Below are 16,473 nucleotides of genomic sequence, written 5' to 3'. Positions count from 1 at the left end.
CAAAAAGATAAATACAATGATGAAAAGGACGTTTTCTTTCAATCTCATCGTACTTGCGATGAGCAGTGGATACGCAGTTAGCTCAATAGCAGCAGAAGATCTTAAACAAACATCGACTCCGAGCGATGAGCAATTGGTTGTTGTAGGCAGTGTGATGCCGAAATCGATCTCCGATATTCCAGGAACGGTTTGGTTTGTTGGCCAAGAAGAGATTGCTCAGCAATATCGTGCGGGCAAGACACTGGGTGATATTCTTTCTGCAACCATCCCTTCTTTAGACGTCGGCACCGGTGGTCGAACTAATTATGGTCAGAACCTTCGCGGTAGAGCAATGTTGGTAATGATTGATGGTGTCTCGTTACAGTCTTCTCGCCCGATTAGTCGTCAGTTAGATGCAATAGACCCATTCAACATCGAGCGAATTGAAGTACTATCTGGTGCAACCTCCATTTATGGTGCAGGCGCTACTGGTGGTGTTATTAACATTATCACCAAGAAAGCGTACTCGGATGACTTGTCGTTTGAATCCTACGTGAGTGGCACTACCGGTTTTAATAGCAGCGATGATTTTGATTACAAACTCGCTCAGTCTATCTCGGGTGGTAATGAACGAATTGCCGCTAGAGGTTCGGTTGTGTACACCGAGACACAAGGTGCATTTGACGCAAATGGCGACATTGTCACCCCAGACATTTCACAGGGCTCTTTGCAGTATAATTCAACGCTCGATGTTATGGGATCGACCGAGATTCAAATCTCCGATGCCAGCAAGTTAAACCTTGTCGCACAATACTATGACAGCCAGCAAGACTCGCCATACGGTTTGTACATTGTTAACAATAAATTTGTTGATGTACGAGAGGGGTTCGATTCCGACCGCGAACATGGTACAGAGCGAGTTCTCTTAAGTGCGAACTACGCTCACGACAGCGTATTCGGTCATCAACTGATAGGCGAGTTATCTTACCGTAGTGAAGACCAAACCTTTACTCCTTATTACCAAAGTGCCTCTCAACAAAAAACAGAAGTTTTTGCTGGGCGCTTAGCGTTAGCTAAAAGCTGGGAGTCATTCAAACTTGTTTATGGTGTCGATGCGTACTTAGACCGTTTTGAAAGTAACCAGGCTCTGTTCGATCCAACCATTGCGAACAGCTCTGGGAACTTAATTAATCGAACCTATGCCGAAGTGGGGCGTTACCCTGATGTTGATGTGGCGTCTTACGCAATGTTTGTCCAGGGGGATTACCAAATCAATCAAGATTGGTCAGTACAAGCAGGCTACCGCTACCAATACATGGACAATAAGATTGATGATTTTGTTGCCTATAGTATACAAAAGAAGATCGCATCGGGTAATGGTGTATCAGCGGATGCGGTACCAGGTGGCAGCACCGACTACTCTGTGAGCTTATTTAATTTGGGCACTATTTATCAGCTTAACGATGAATCTCAGCTTTGGGCGAACTTCTCTCAAGGTTTCGAACTCGCTGATCCTGCAAAGTACTACGGCCAAGGTAGCTACGATGCCGCGGATGCAAATGGTCACTACGCGTTGAACAATAGCATTAATGTATCTGACTCAAAAATGTCGGGCATCAAAACGGACAGCTATGAAATTGGTTACCGATTAGATACCGATACTGTCGCACTGCAAGCGGCGGGTTACTACTCGGTTTCGGATAACTCAATCAAGTATGACAAGAAGACGCTCCTAATCACCAATGTTGATGACGAGCAACGTGTATACGGTGCCGAAGCAAACATTAACTACTGGGTAAACCGTGATATTTTGTTAGGTGCATCAGGTCACTATGTGGTTTCTGAGCTTAAAACCAACGGTAAGTGGGAAGATCTAAGCGCGGGTAAAGCAAGTACATCAAAAGCGAACGCGTGGGCGGCTTACTATCAGGATGGCTATTCAGTACGTTTACAAAGCCAGACGATGTTTGATTACGAAGATGACGCAAACAATAAACTAGATGGATACACTACGTTTGATCTTCTTGGTAACATAACACTACCTATCGGGCAGTTAGGTTTTGGTATTCAAAACCTATTTGACGAAGACTACACAACCGCTTGGGGACAACGTGCGCAGATTCTTTATGCAGCACACTACGATGCAGCAGCGTACGACTACAAAGGAAGAGGTCGCACATTCACACTGAACTACAGTGTTGAATACTAAAGCTAACTCGCTCCAAATATCAAAAAAGCCGCTTGAAGCGGCTTTTCTTTTAGGCTTGATCTGTCTGCGCTGTGTCTACAACGTTTTCCGTGTGTTCTGAAGCTTGGTTTTGTTCTTCAGCTTCCATTTTCGCGCGTTCAGCTTTGGAGATATAACGCGGCTTATTGCTCTTATGTAGCTTAGCGTTATGCTTCTTCTGCTTCGCTTTCAAGATCTGATTGATTTTCTTCTTGCGGTTCATGGTGGTGGTCCTTTAATTTAGCGAGGCAGGATAGTTACTTTTTTATCAAGTTACAACTAAATAAGCGCCGGTATCGGTCGCAAAATTCAAGTACGTTCCTATGTCCAATCATCTATCTCGTTTTAATGGAGCCCAAATGAAAACACTGTACACCGAACGTTTGATACTGCGTCTTGTGAGTGTAGATGATGCACCATTTATACTAGAACTTTATAACCACCCAGACTTCTACCGTTTTGTCGGAGACAAACAAATTCGTACCGAATATGAAGCGGCGCGTTACATAAAAGAAAACATGCTACGCATGCAAAAAATTAGAGGCGTGAGTTTACTCGTTGTAGAGAAGAAAGAAGATGGACAACCCATCGGGATTTGTGGGTTGGTTAAACGTGACACATTACAACACTATGATCTCGGATATGGATTTTTACCTTCCGCTTATGGCTTCGGCTACGGAACGGAGTCTGCAACCGCAGTGCTGGAATACGCTAGAGAGGAAATGAAACTCGATAATTTGGTTGCCATCACCAACAATGACAATATTCGTAGTATAAGTTTGCTCAAAAAACTGGGCTTTGAGTTTGAACGAGTTGAGCAGCAATATGATAATGGCCGCACGTTAGAACTTTACACAATGATGTTGTGATTTTTGGATAGCGCATGAGCGATATTTTACTTGGCAAACTCGCCACTGAATTTAAGACAGTAAAAGCCATGGTAGAGGTTTACTGTCATGACCATCATGGAACAAAACGTGACTTATGCTCAGAATGTCGTGAGCTGCTTGAATACGCAGAAGTGCGCCTCGACCGCTGTCCTTATGGAGAGAATAAACCGACGTGTAATAAATGTCCGATTCACTGCTACAAACCAGAGCCGAAAGAACAAATGCGTTTGGTCATGCGTTACTCTGGCCCCAGAATGTTACTGAAACATCCCATCTTGGCGGTTCGTCATTTGCTTCATGAAAAGCGCATGGTACCGGAAAAGCCTGCAGCGAACGCGTCAAACCGTCACAAGCGTTTATCTAAACAAAAATGCGAAGAATAAAAAAACGAGGGCGACATGCCCTCGTTTTCGTTGAGTAGAAGCGGCGTGATTAGAGGCCAGCGGCCATACGCTGCTTGGTTTTGCTCGCAGCAAGTAGCATGTATACGCCAGTCGCAACCAAAGCGGCAAACAAGTAGCCTAGTAAGCCGTGTTCTTGGCCCATAAATTTATCAGCGACAACTGGGCCAGCAACAGAGCCGATGCTGTAGCTAAACAGCATGACTTGTGTCGCAGAGACAATAAAGCGTTCATCAAGTCCTTCGCAACCTAAGTTGATTGCAATCGGGTACAAGGCAAAAGTAGCTGCACCTAAAAAGAATAATGCAGCAGCCAATACCACGGCTGACGAGGAAATAAACGTCATACCGATCGAAAAAATACCCAAAATACAGAAAAACGCCATTAGCACTGTGCGGCTCATGTATTTGTTTAACGCGGTCACCATTGGTTGAACTAGCATGCCACCTAGAATCACTAGCGCCATCAATGTACCAATGTCTTGATGGCTAATTTTACGGTTAGTTAACTCAACTGGCATTAATCCGTAGATCGCACCTAAGGTCAAACCTGAAACAACACAACCAATAATTGCTGCATGGTTTAGTTTGGCAATTTGCTTAAATGATAAAGCGGTTGATTCATGGCTGTTTGGCTGCTCACACTCAATGAACATTAGCACCAGCATCGCCATTAGGATCAACGTCGTGATCGCAATAAACGGAACGCCGCCACTTACGCCAAGCACGCCAATACCAAACTGGCCTAATGCTGAACCACCATAAAGCGATAGCATGTACAAGCTCAAACGTCTCGCACGCGATGCTTCGTCTCCAGACATTAGCCAAGATTCAACAATGACAAAAACACCAGCAACCGCGATACCCGCAATAAAGCGAGCGGCAAGCCACATCAATCCGTTAGCAAACACGGGTAGTGTGACGATAGTTAGCGAAAATACGGCCAAGCAACCAATAAACGCGTTACGGTGACCAACTTGACGTACGATACGTTCAATAAAAATAGCACCGGTTAATAAGCCGCCATAAAACACACTCGCCAACCAACTCGCGTAATCTGCTGAGATGTTGTATTCACCGAGCATGAGAGGGATCAAGCTCATTAAATAGCCCGAAGCCACCGCATAAAGAGACAGTGCGACGACTGGAGCTGTAACTCGTGGTGATGCTGCAGGAACGACTGTGTTTTCCACTGTTTTGCGCCTATAAGTTAAATGAAATCTAAGGGTTATTCGGCGCGAATATGAGGCTAATAGTTAGGCAAGTAAAATGATAAATTTAAGTCGTTTCGACAAATAATATTTGTTAACTAGATAGGTTGATAAGTTGCATAAAAACGCCAACCTACAAACAAGGTTGGCGTGGAAGATTATTTAGTAAGTGCTTGATTTAACCATTGATCGAATTGAGTTTTAGGTAACGCACCATTGATCATATCAACGCGTTGACCATTCTTGAAAACCATAATGGTAGGAATACTGCGAATACCAAATTGCGCCGCAAGTTGTTGTTGAGCTTCGGTATCAATCTTAACAAAACGAGCCGTTCCGGCTTGCTCATGAGCAACATCAGAGAAAACAGGAGCAAAACCAACGCACGGGTTGCACCATGGGGCCCAAAAATCTACTACAACAGGCATATCACTTTGTAATAGAGCAGAAAAGTTATCTTGTGTACCTTCGATAGGCGAGCCGTCTAAAAGTGCACTTTTACATTTACCGCAAGTTGCAGATTCGGCAACGCGCTCATTAGGGACACGATTTAGACCGCCGCACGAAGGGCAGCGAGTTTTAAACGATGACATGACTTCTTCCTTTATTACGTATTGATGAAAACATGACTTACCAGTCAGCCTCATTATTTGTATACTTATTTTTTAACCTGCCGAAATAACGCAGCGCAGGTTTGTATTTGAGCCTAAGGTTCTAAGAAATTTTATTAAAATACAACAATAAATAGGTCTGCGATGACAAATTACTACGCTGAAATTACAGGTTGGGGGAAATGTGTTCCGCCAGCCGTGCTCTCTAACGATGATCTTAGCACTTTCCTCGATACTTCCGATGAGTGGATTCGTACCCGCACTGGTATCGAAAACCGCCGTATTAGTCATGTAAACACGTCAGACATGGCGACCGTTGCTGCTAAACATGCATTAGCTCGAGCAGGCGTCGATGCAACAGACGTGGATTTAATCATTGTGGCGACTTGTTCACCAGATTCATTGATTCCAAATATCGCGTCTAAGGTACAGCAGAACCTAGGTATTCGTGCAGCCGCTGCCTTTGACTTAAATGCCGCATGTACGGGATTTGTCTATGGCCTAGAAACGGGCACACGTTTGATTCAATCAGGTAACTATCGTAACGCGATCATTATTGGTGCGGAAAGATTGTCTTTCTACATCGATTGGGCAATGCGAGATACCGCTGTTCTATTTGGTGATGGTGCGGGCGCCGTTGTGTTATCAAGAACGGAAAAAGAAACGGGTTTACTGCAGTCTCAAATCGGTTGTGACGCAAAAGGCCGCGATATTCTGTCCGTACCAAAGTTTGGTACTTGTATGGATCGCTTTGCGGAAGACAACGGTTACTGGGATTTCAACTTTGTAGGACAAGAAATTTTCAAACGTGCAGTAAAAGGCATGGGGCTAGCTGCGAAAACCGTACTGAAAGCATCACAGTTAACGACGGAACAAATCGATGTTGTGATTCCGCATCAAGCGAATATTCGTATTATTCAAACCTTGTGTGACCTGTCTGGAATTCCGCACGACAAAGCGTTTGTTAACATTCAAAACTATGGCAATACTTCAGCTGCGACGGTGCCAATTGCATTGTGTGAAGCGGTAGAGCAAGGTCGAGTTAACCCAGGTGATAATATGCTTCTTGCTGCGTTTGGTGCAGGTTTGACATGGGGTGCGGCAGTATTGAAATGGGGTGACCGCGTAACGCCAGTTTCTGAAAGTGATGCGGTTCTGCCTGAATGTGAGCAATCCGCGTTAGAATTACTTGAGCGTGCCATTAAGCTGTGTAACGAACGCCGTCGCGACGAGGTGTAACGGACACTCTGCAAACATAAGATGGGTAAGGGAGCGCGAGGCTCCCTTATTTGATGATGCGTTCTACAGCTAACCTGAAAAATATCTTAAGCCATAAAACCCAGGTTTGAATGAGTAAAATTACGGATGTTCGGGAAGACGTATTCCAGTGCAGCGTTATCACTCACGCCCATCCACTGTGCTAGTGTTGAACCAACTTGATCAGCGGCAATTTTGGGTATGAGTCGGCCTTGAGAGTAATCATCGTTTCCGCCCAGTATTAGTTCCGGCCATGTACCGATAGGTTGTTTCCCATTTACCGCGCCTCCAATTAATAGTTGATGGCCACCCCAGCCATGATCGGTACCATTTCCGTTGCTCATCATCCGTCGACCGAAGTCAGACATAGTGAAAGAGGTGACTTGTTTGTTTAGCCCTAACCGTTCGACCGCACGATACATTGCTAAAAGGTTTGTCGCGAGATCCTCAAGTAACACTGGATGACGTGCCAATTGCGAATCGTGCAGGTCATACCCAGAGTGTTTAACGAAAAAGACTTGTCGTTGCTGCTTCAGGACATCTTGGCTTGCTATCAATTTGTACACGGTTTGCATCTGCTTGCCGAGCGTCGATGACGTAAACAGCGGCTCGTCAGCAATGTGGTTGAGTTGCTCGCTCAGTACACTACTCATTACCATCGACTCATCAACCATCAAATTAAAATGACCATTAAATGGATTGTCAGTTTGATGAGAGAGAAGGCGATCATAGATCCCCTTGTATAGCGGGTTATCAATCGCGGTAAGCTGAACTGCGCGATCTTTTTTCAGGACGGTTTGGCGGTGTTCCATTGCCCGTAACCAAAGCGAGTTGCCATGCACACTGTATAGCGGTGTTATTTCTGATTCAGAGTTTAATACATCCAACATTCTGCCAGCCCAACCAAGATTTTTAGACTCGCTCATTCCACCAAGTAACCAAGCGTCTGTTTGAGAATTATGAGAAAACAGTTGCTCGGGAAGTGATGCTTCACCTTGCTCAATAGCTTGTTTGGTGACGGGATGGTTGAGAATGCCACTATTGAGCACGATGCTGGCATCGCCTTGTTCGAAAACGGAAGTTAACGCATTTAACTTTGGGTGTAAGCCGAGCTTCACTGGGTGATTTGAGCTATCGACAGCACTCAAATTGATAGGGAGTATGTCTTCTTTGGCGACAGAGAGTGGCCCTCTGACTTTGGAATATTGACGATAATGCGCCTCCGATAATGGCAGTACGGTGTTGAATGCATCGTTTCCGCCTGCTAAATACACACATATTAATGCTCGAAAGTCATTGGATGGCGCTGCGAGAGAGTAACCTGGCAGACTAAGAGAGGCTAATGCGCCCATCGATAGCGTGCTTTGTATAAAATGTCGTCGTGAAATATCCATAATTCACTCCTAATCCTGAATATAGAATTCGTCGCCAGAAATGGCGGTAAATATCACTAGAGCGAGTTTTGTTGTTGGCACATAGTCCCCACGATAATCATTCAGGGCGGTGAGCATGAGCTCTTTCAATTCAGCAGAAGCCGTTCCAGCAAAGAAACGCTCGTTAACCAATTCGACTAAGGCACGGTGATCGTCCAGAAGAAGATAAAACTCGTTAAGATCGAAGTGGTAGGAATCACCACCTCCTCTACGAGTGCTGGTTAACATATAGTTGACCAAATCGGTATAAACAGACCAATTGAGAAGTTCATACTCTGGAGAGTTAATACCAGACTCCGTAAACTCGTTAGACGGCTGATAGTCTGGAGAGTAAAAATTAAACACGGAAGGAGAACGAAGCGGCCCTTGATTAGCGATGTTCATCATCGTTGTTGCGTCTTCGTAACGTGATCCTTTAATCGTAAAACCTGATGCTCGATGAAAATTAGTCAGGACCAGTATCGGTTCTTTCACTTTTATAGGCGGGGTATCCGTCATCCCTAATGCTTCAGGGTCGAGCAATATGGCTCGAACAACGGCGGTTAGATCGCCTTTTTCTCCTTCCCCATTGTTGTTAAATATCGTAGCAACACGCGCGACGTACTCTGGGCTTGGATTTGAACTGACCAAACGTTGGATAAGTAACTTTGAAACAAATGGAGCAACATTTGGGTGAGACATCAACATATCAATCACTTTTGAAAGCTCTTCTTGTGCGGTTAGACCCGATGGGATCACGTTCCCTAGAAATCGCTTCTCGCCGGTGTCGTGTCTTTGACTGATAACTCGCATCGGTTTCACGAATGCGATGTCGGAATTTTTCCATCCAGTTAATGCTCGCGCGAGCTCTTGAATATCAGTTTGATTGTACGTGGGGATAGGTTTGCCTGTTGCGTGGTTTAGCTTTTTACTGCCATCTAAATTGAGTTCATACAAACCGATAGTGAATAACTGCATTAACTCTCGAGCAAAGTTCTCATCGGGAAGCGTTCCTGTCGCACTATTTTCTTTTGCACTACCGAGCATAGACAAATAGCTCCCCATGACTGGATGGATGGAAACGTCATACAACAGGTCTCGGTAGTTGCCAAACGCATGCTCAACCAACAGATCGTAGTAATTCACTAACCCTGTAGGTTTGCTGGAAAGAACGCCGCCATAACGAGAAACGACTACGATCTGACTCAATGCATAAGCCGTTCGCTGTCTGAGCTGATCTTCAGCAGTAACAACAATTTGATACCAAGCATTTTCTCGGTTTGACTGTAGGCCTTTAGAAAAAGGCGTTTGATAAAGTGGTTGATGGTAGGTTGCTGGCAGGTTGATTTGCTTCTGTATCCAATCCTCTAACCCGTTTTCCCTAACCTCATTAATTAACGCAGGTGTTGGTCCAAAAGAGGTTTGATAGAGAAAACGCGCAACGGTTTGATCGGATGGGGATTGCTGTATTTGTGCTGATACATTAGACACATGGCTCAGCAATAAGATAGCCAATCCTAGTACCCAAGCAGAGATTTTATTTAGCTTCTGACGTCTCATAGTTAACTCGCTTACCCGAAGTAACGATTTAAGTCCATTTAACGGGAGTTATTAAGCTCTTTTGAGCTGTTTAGTAAATTTATGAAAATCAAGCAGCTGCATAGGCGAGTATAGTAGCTATAAGTGGTGAACAAAAAACTCAAACGGTGAATTTGGTACTATAGTGCTAGAAGTTTTTGATGCTATTTTTTCTAAGATACTGATATTAAATATGGCCAGTGAAGAGTAATAAGCAGAGATATCGCAATGGATATAGAAGGGGGACAGCTAAAGTACTGTTAACAAGAGATTGGTATGTTTGTTAAGGCTTAAGTTAGTTTCAAGAAATTATTGAGCCAATAAATAAAGTCCATTGGTTTGCACAAGAGAAAACCACACGGATGTTCTCTTGTACAAAGCAACAAAGGTTATTTTCGGGCAAGCTTATGGTGAGCACGAGAAAAGTGATCGGCACAAAATGCGCCCACGATCGAGAGTTCGCCAGCCAGACAAAGCGCAGCTGCGACTTCGGCTAACGCTTTCGCATTGCCGTTGCCGTGCAAACCCAAAATATCCAAACATGCTTTTTGCGTTGGAAGGCCAGTACCACCACCAACCGTCCCCACCATGATGTTTGGCAAGGTCACGCACGCGTACAAGTTGCCTTGAGCGTCCACATCCATACGAGTGATTCCAATGGCAGACTCTGCAACGCAAGCGGCATCTTGACCACAAGCAATGTACAGCGCGGCAAGCGCGTTTGCGTAATGCGCGTTGACGCCAATTGTCCCGCTGAGTAAACCGCCCACTGTGGTCATTTTGCCAAATTGAACCATAGACTCCGGCGTCGTATGCAGATATTTTTCCACCAACTCAGCAGGAATGGTCACTTCGGCGGATACTTTCTTACCGCGTACCGAGCGCAGTGTGTGCGCGTTTGGTTTTTTGTCGCCTGATAAGTTGCCATCCAAGAATGCTTGAGTTGGTTTGATTGGGCTGGTCGCCAAAATATGATGGAACACTTCGTTTGTTGCGATGGTCACCATGTTTTGTCCGGAAGCGTCACCAGTCACGTATTCAAAGACCAAATAAACGTGGTTTCCTTCGATATTTACATTGATGTCTTTGAGTTTGCCATGTGAGGTGGTGGATTCCGCAATTTGACGAAATACGTCAAACTGGGTCACAACCCAACTGACGAACTGGCCGGCGTCAGCAAGGTGATTAAAGGCGAATACTGGTGTTCGGCTCACCCCTTCACTTAGTAACAATGCGCTCGCGCCACCAGCGGCGGTGATAAGATTTGCGCCACGGTTGTAGGAAGCGACTAACGCGGCTTCTGTCGTTGCGAGCGGAACCAAAAAGTCATCGTTCGCATACAAGCCGTTGACGCGCAAAGGGCCTGCAATGCCGACCGGCACATTAACAGTACCAATGAAGTGCTCGATGTTGTTGGAGTAAGCATCGCAATGTGACTGCGTGAAAGGATCAAGGAGATGATCTTTATTGGTCACGTGTTCCAATACTTGCCAACGGCGCGCCAAATGCTTATCCGACAGGCCAGGGCTTAAGCAGAGACGTTTCTCTGGCTTGTGAAACTTCGGTTCTAATGCCGATTGAATCTTACTGCTGGTTTCGATATCGGAAAGGGCGGAGCTTTGAACAGGGTTATCTTGGTTTAACTTCGGCATACAAACGTTAACTGAAAAATCGAACCAGAGATTGTAGTGATTGAGGCTTTGATTACAACGTTGATTATACGTTTTGCAACAAATACCACTGTGCAAGCGCCTTTATTATCCAAGTGATTTGATATTGGAGCGACGAATTTACCGGACATAAATGGGTTTTGACAATGAATGTTGCAGTAAATGGCAGATCCGGGAGGTTATGGCTTTTAGAGAAACTGGCCTGTAGGTGTTTGGATTCGACAAGGTGTAAGCATGAGCGCCTTAAAAGCGGAATGGTTCAATCTATGAAAGGAATAAATTGTCTAACCCAGTCCCTTGGGTCAGACGTTAGTTTGAATCGGTTGTTCAAAAACTAGTTGAAGGCGCGAGCCACACGTCCCGCACTTTGAATACGGTAATGGCCAACGTAAGCAGGAACAAATACAGATTGTCCCTTCGCGGCGGTTAACGTCTCACCGTTATCACTGATGAGTGTCAGGTCGGCATCAATCGCCATCAAAATCTCTGCGCTATTGGCATCAACCACTTCATTGTTCGGTTGGTTAAGAATGCTGAAACTAAAGTCTGCCACTGGGACCGGATAAAGGCTTTGGCAACCATCGGCATTGGGTTCTAGAACAAGGCTGTTAAACGGCTTAGGCACAAAGTCTGTGCATTTAACCAGTTCTTCAACATCCATGTGTTTCGGCGTGAGTCCTGCACGCAAAACGTTATCTGAGTTCGCCATGATCTCTAATCCCGTACCTTTAATGTAAGCGTGTGGCGTTCTTGCGCTCAGGAACATCGCTTCGCCAGGTTGCAGCGTGATGACATTCAACAGTAATGGCGCAAACAAGCCGACATCGCCAGGGTATTGAGTGGATAGATCCAAGATGAGCTGGAAAACGTCGCTGTCAGTGCCTTGCTCCGATTGACGTGAAGCGTGGGCAAGAAGCTGTTTCAGTGCTCGCTCTTTTGTTTCTCCTTCCATGGTAAGAATGTGCACAAAGAAATCGCGTAAACCTTGTGAGTTGATTTCGCGTTTGAATGTGTCAAGAGGCGCGCGTAGCTCATCGATATCGCAAAGGCTAAATGCCTCAATAATCTCGGCATACGAGCGAAAACCGTTCATGGCTTGGTAACTTGTCAGCGCGTACACCAACTCTGGTTTGTGGTTTGGATCCTTGTAGTTACGATGGCTTGCGTTTAGTGGGATCCCGGCACTTTGTTCTTTTTCGAAGCCTATTTCGGCATCTTGTTTGCTTGGGTGAACTTGAATCGACAGTGCATGTTCGGCCGCTAAGATCTTAAACAGAAAGGGCAGGTCGCCAAATTTCGCTGCGGTTTCTGCTGATAAGTAAGCGGGTTGGTTTTGTTTGATCAGTTCAGACAAAGGCAGCGTGTTCTGCTCAATCTGAACTTCAGAGCAGCCGTTTGGGTGAGTACCCATCCATACTTCTGCTTGAGGCTCATTCGTTTCGTTAGAAAAGCCAAACAAATCGTGAATAGAAGAGGTGCTTCCCCAAGCGTAGTTTTGGATTTTGTTGTTCATTTGAAAGAAGCTATGCGATGAAATAGTGTTCAAATTCATGAATTTTTCCCATAGTTAACCCTCCGAACTGAATCGGAAGAAAAATTGAGCAGAGATACGTTAAATAAGGTGGGCGAGCGCGGTTAGGTCACTCGCCAATTTGCCCGAAGGGCGATAAGTCGATTTACAACCGAGGTTTTGGTTCGAGTGGTTTTCGTGATGGTTGCGCTTGCAAAAATGGCAGCAACAAAAGGCCAATGACGGCTGCACAAACTGAAATGGTGATGAAGAAACCCGTCCAATGATATTCTTCAAGAATTAACGCCAGTGGATAACCAGACAATGCTGCGCCCATGTAGGCGAACAAGCCCACGAATCCTGTTGCCGCGCCGGCAGAGTCTTTGTGAGAGCACTCCGCCGCCGCCATACCGATCAGCATTTGTGGCCCAAAGACAAAGAAGCCGATGGAGAACAATCCCGCCGCTTGGAATGCAAAGTTGGTCAGAGGCATTAGCCAAAGCGCAGAGACAGATAAGAAAATCCCAATCGCGAACAGCAAGTTCATTGGCCCACGGTTACCGCCAAAGAGTTTGTCTGAGCCCCAACCCGCAACCAATGAACCAACAAAACCGCCGATTTCAAACATAGACAGAGCAGCGTTGGCATTAATCAGGCTATAGTGATGCTGCTCGGTCAAGTACAGGTTTCCCCAGTCATTGATTGCGGTTCGGACGATGTAAACCAACACATAACTGAACGCGAGCAGCCAAATGTATTTGTTGTTAAATACGTACGATTTCAGAATTTCGCGGTAGGTGAGGCCACGTCCGTAATTTTCTTGCGCAAGTTCTAGTGCGTCGTTGCGCCATTGGCCGACACTTGGTAAACCCATTGTTGTGGGTTTGTCGCGCAATCGCCAACAAACGAATAGACCGAGCAATACCCCGATGATGCCGGGTAGAATAAAACCTTCACGCCAGCTGTAGTGCAACGTTAAATAGCCCACCAAAATAGGGATCAGCGCGCCACCAACGTTGTGTGCGGTGTTCCAAATCGCCCATAAGAAGCCACGCTCGGAACGTGAATACCAAGTGGTTAACAGCTTGGAGCATGAAGGCCAGCCCCAGCCTTGGAACCAGGCGTTTAAGATCCACAGAGTAATGAAAGCCGCGAGTGAGCTAGAAAAACCGAACGCGATATTGACCAGACCTGTCGCAATCAATCCTAATCCCATGAAATAACGAGGGTTAGAGCGATCCGAAATCGTGCCAGAAATAAACTTCGAGCAGCCGTAGGTGATGTAGAAAAGTGTACCGATAAGACCCAAATCGCCTTTATCTAAGCCAAGATCGTTAATCATCGCTGGTGCGGCGTAGTTAAAGGTCTTACGGGTAAAGTAGAAACCTGCGTAGCCGATGTACATCCCCAACATAATGTGCAAACGCCAATGGTGGTAACGTTGGTCGATTTGCTCGTTGCTCAGACTCGGTTGAGTAAATTTAGGTGAACGTAAAAATCCAAACATCTTGGGTTACACCTTAGGTAAAGTAATGCTGATTTGTGTGCCGATCACTTGATCGCTGGTGGAGTAGATAACCATTTTTCCACCTAACGCGTGCACACGCTCTTGCATGCCGCGAACGCCCATGCCTTTCATGCTATCCTGAACTTTGAAACCGACACCATCATCGTGAATCATCAGTGACACCGCCGTTTCTCCAATTGTCAGCTCAATATTGATCAACTGCGCTCCTGCATACTTGGCTGCGTTATTCAATGACTCTTGGCATAAACGGAATAGGGTGACTTTGAGTGTGTCACTCAGGCTGGTGTAATCGCCTTGCCAGTTCAGTTGAACAGTCGTTCCGTGATTGGCGAATTCCATCTCTCGCGTCAGTTGCTCGACGGATTCTTTCAAGTCCAAATCATCCAGCATTTTGGGTCTTAGCTTGCTCAACAGTCGCTTAGTGGTGTCGTACACGTTGAGCGAAAGCCCTTCGATCATGTCCGCGCAACCAACGCGTGTTTCTGTGTTATTTACCCGCTTAATGATGTTGGCTTGTGTGCGGATCGCCGTGATGTTTTGGCCGATTTCGTCATGCAGTTCGCGCGCAATATCGCGTCTTACCGATTCTTCCGCTTTGATAAGCTGGCGAGACAAATTCTGATTGCGCGCAAGTTCACCGCGCAGTTTGTGATTGAGGTCTTTTTGTTTCTGAACCCCTAAACCGAGCATAATGCCAGTAATGGTTTGCGCCGAGAGAGATAATAACAAATCGGTGATTTCTAGATTCGATACGCCGCTACGAGCCGCAATCAGCGCTATGCTGTTGAGCATGGTGGCGAGCAGAGCACCTTGCCAGCCGTAACGCAGAGCAAGCACGATGATTGGAATCGCCATACAAAACGGCGCAAATCGTTTTAGCTCTTCAGGCAAACTGGTTTGCACCAAAATACTGCCGATCAAAAGCAGCGCATAAAGCACGATATGACGCACCTGAAATACAACGGCATTACTAAGTAGGAGAGAGCTGAGCGGAGACCAACGACTTTGGAACAAATAGCTCCACAACAGGTAGCACATAGGCACCACGAGCAAGCCTCCAGAAATGCTAGCCAGCCATACCATGTAAACAGAAGGCACGTGAAATCCGACCGCCATTACGTTGATGAAGGCGGTAATGATGATCACAATGCCCATGACGGCTAAGTGGCGGTTTTGGTCACCGTAGTAGTATTTTTTCGCAATCAGTGTGACCGGGATACTGGCAATGCTCGCAATCAGCACGGTAAGCCACTGCGGTTGACCCAGTAACATCGCAAGTGCGATGGAAAGTCCCCACTCCGAAAGGTAAATCGTCGGCCAATAAGCGGTGCGAGTGTGAAGGGCGACACCTAATCGTAAAGCGAAAGGAAACAATAAGATCGCCAGCTCGGGATCATTGACAAAGTAATAGGCAATCACCCAAAAGCAAAACCAAGCGCAAGCCATAACAAAAAGTCCGCAAATGGTGGTAACAGCATAAGCTCGCATTAAAAGGACTCTTGAGAAAATAGTTTGGCGAGCTCAACGTTGTTTTTCACGCCGAGTTTGTCGATGGCATTCGCACGATGAACATGCACAGTCTTGTGGCTCAAGCCAAGCTCTGCCGCGACAGACTTTACATCCAACCCAGTGGCAAGTAGCTGACATACCTCGTTTTCACGTTTTGTCAGTTGGCATAGAGAGGTGGTGTTGTCGCTAGGCGTTGCAAGTTTAAGTGCAATATCTGATGTGAGGTAACAGCCGCCAGAAGCACTGGTTCTCACGGCTTGAATAAGTTCGTCTGGGCTACAGCGTTTACTAAGATAGCCTTTTGCACCTAGCTTTAGTGATTTTTCCACCATCGCAGGGGAGTCATGCACGCTAAGCATCACGCAGGCAATGCCAGTTGGTATTTCGCTAAGACAGTTTAAGCCGCTTTCATCTGGCATGGAGATATCTAGGATGACGACATGAGGGTGTACCGCAGGCAAGCCTTTGCGCGCTTCGGCGACAGAGCCGAATTCACCGACAACGGTAATATCACTTTCTAAATTTAATAATTGTGCGAAACCTGAACGCACGATGACGTGATCATCAACTAGAGCAACATGAATCATTATTACAACCAAATAGAGCAGACGACTAACAACAATAAGCTCCAACAGGAGCCAATAGAAAAACCTTTAATGATACTGAATTGATCAACTCATTTTAATGATCT

14 protein-coding genes are annotated in these 16,473 nt (G+C 45.8%); 4 read left to right on the top strand and 10 right to left on the bottom strand.

Annotation, left to right across the window (positions count from 1 at the left end):
- Nucleotides 1–16 precede the first annotated feature (16 nt).
- A complete protein-coding gene (locus R7Q48_RS20565; RefSeq protein WP_206952922.1) occupies nt 17–2,188 on the top strand; it encodes a TonB-dependent receptor in 2,172 nt (723 codons plus the stop codon).
- 49 nt (nt 2,189–2,237) lie between these two features.
- Here the strand turns inward: R7Q48_RS20565 and R7Q48_RS20560 are convergent, their stop codons facing one another.
- Nucleotides 2,238–2,429: a DUF2986 domain-containing protein gene (locus R7Q48_RS20560; protein WP_005376066.1), complete on the bottom strand. Its 192-nt coding sequence runs from the start codon at nt 2,427–2,429 to the stop codon at nt 2,238–2,240.
- A 136-nt stretch (nt 2,430–2,565) separates the two neighbouring features.
- On the opposite strand from R7Q48_RS20560, the gene R7Q48_RS20555 reads away from it, so the two are divergent.
- Both R7Q48_RS20555 and R7Q48_RS20550 read left to right on the top strand, forming a co-directional pair.
- A complete protein-coding gene (locus tag R7Q48_RS20555) occupies nt 2,566–3,075 on the top strand; it encodes a GNAT family N-acetyltransferase (RefSeq protein ID WP_053349919.1) in 510 nt (169 codons plus the stop codon).
- A gap of 14 nt (nt 3,076–3,089) precedes the next feature.
- A complete protein-coding gene (locus tag R7Q48_RS20550; RefSeq protein WP_005387988.1) occupies nt 3,090–3,479 on the top strand; it encodes a nitrous oxide-stimulated promoter family protein in 390 nt (129 codons plus the stop codon).
- A 49-nt stretch (nt 3,480–3,528) separates the two neighbouring features.
- On the opposite strand, the gene R7Q48_RS20545 is transcribed toward R7Q48_RS20550, so the two are convergent.
- Both R7Q48_RS20545 and trxC read right to left on the bottom strand, forming a co-directional pair.
- Nucleotides 3,529–4,689 (bottom strand): MFS transporter, encoded by a 1,161-nt coding sequence (locus R7Q48_RS20545; protein WP_053349918.1) that lies wholly within the window; start codon nt 4,687–4,689, stop codon nt 3,529–3,531.
- Between the two features lie 176 nt (nt 4,690–4,865).
- A complete protein-coding gene (gene trxC, locus R7Q48_RS20540; protein WP_005376074.1) occupies nt 4,866–5,300 on the bottom strand; it encodes a thioredoxin TrxC in 435 nt (144 codons plus the stop codon).
- Between the two features lie 162 nt (nt 5,301–5,462).
- On the opposite strand from trxC, the gene R7Q48_RS20535 reads away from it, so the two are divergent.
- Complete coding sequence (locus tag R7Q48_RS20535) at nt 5,463–6,557, top strand: ketoacyl-ACP synthase III (protein ID WP_053349917.1); 1,095 nt, start codon at nt 5,463–5,465, stop codon at nt 6,555–6,557.
- A gap of 86 nt (nt 6,558–6,643) precedes the next feature.
- Here the strand turns inward: R7Q48_RS20535 and R7Q48_RS20530 are convergent, their stop codons facing one another.
- From R7Q48_RS20530 to uhpA, 7 genes are all read right to left on the bottom strand, one after another.
- Complete coding sequence (locus tag R7Q48_RS20530) at nt 6,644–7,969, bottom strand: DUF1501 domain-containing protein (RefSeq protein WP_318132428.1); 1,326 nt, start codon at nt 7,967–7,969, stop codon at nt 6,644–6,646.
- A 9-nt stretch (nt 7,970–7,978) separates the two neighbouring features.
- Nucleotides 7,979–9,547 carry a DUF1800 domain-containing protein gene (locus R7Q48_RS20525; RefSeq protein WP_053349915.1) on the bottom strand — a complete coding sequence of 523 codons (1,569 nt, stop codon included), beginning with the start codon at nt 9,545–9,547 and terminating at the stop codon, nt 7,979–7,981.
- A 407-nt stretch (nt 9,548–9,954) separates the two neighbouring features.
- Nucleotides 9,955–11,217 carry a hydroxymethylglutaryl-CoA reductase gene (locus R7Q48_RS20520; RefSeq protein ID WP_025767748.1) on the bottom strand — a complete coding sequence of 421 codons (1,263 nt, stop codon included), beginning with the start codon at nt 11,215–11,217 and terminating at the stop codon, nt 9,955–9,957.
- A 352-nt stretch (nt 11,218–11,569) separates the two neighbouring features.
- Entirely contained in the window at nt 11,570–12,787 is a 1,218-nt protein-coding gene (gene manA, locus R7Q48_RS20515) for a mannose-6-phosphate isomerase, class I (RefSeq protein ID WP_005388002.1), read from the bottom strand.
- Nucleotides 12,788–12,911: 124 nt separating this feature from the next.
- Nucleotides 12,912–14,252 carry an MFS transporter gene (locus R7Q48_RS20510; RefSeq protein WP_262902282.1) on the bottom strand — a complete coding sequence of 447 codons (1,341 nt, stop codon included), beginning with the start codon at nt 14,250–14,252 and terminating at the stop codon, nt 12,912–12,914.
- A 6-nt stretch (nt 14,253–14,258) separates the two neighbouring features.
- Nucleotides 14,259–15,761: a signal transduction histidine-protein kinase/phosphatase UhpB gene (gene uhpB, locus R7Q48_RS20505; protein WP_151515548.1), complete on the bottom strand. Its 1,503-nt coding sequence runs from the start codon at nt 15,759–15,761 to the stop codon at nt 14,259–14,261.
- Entirely contained in the window at nt 15,761–16,369 is a 609-nt protein-coding gene (gene uhpA, locus R7Q48_RS20500) for a transcriptional regulator UhpA (RefSeq protein WP_318132427.1), read from the bottom strand. Before uhpA ends, uhpB begins: the two co-directional genes overlap by 1 nt.
- Nucleotides 16,370–16,473: the final 104 nt, after the last annotated feature.

Source organism: Vibrio sp. 378 (assembly GCF_033339435.1).
The sequence above is the reverse complement of the archived record's forward strand: the minus strand, read 5'-3'. Positions and strand labels throughout refer to the sequence as shown.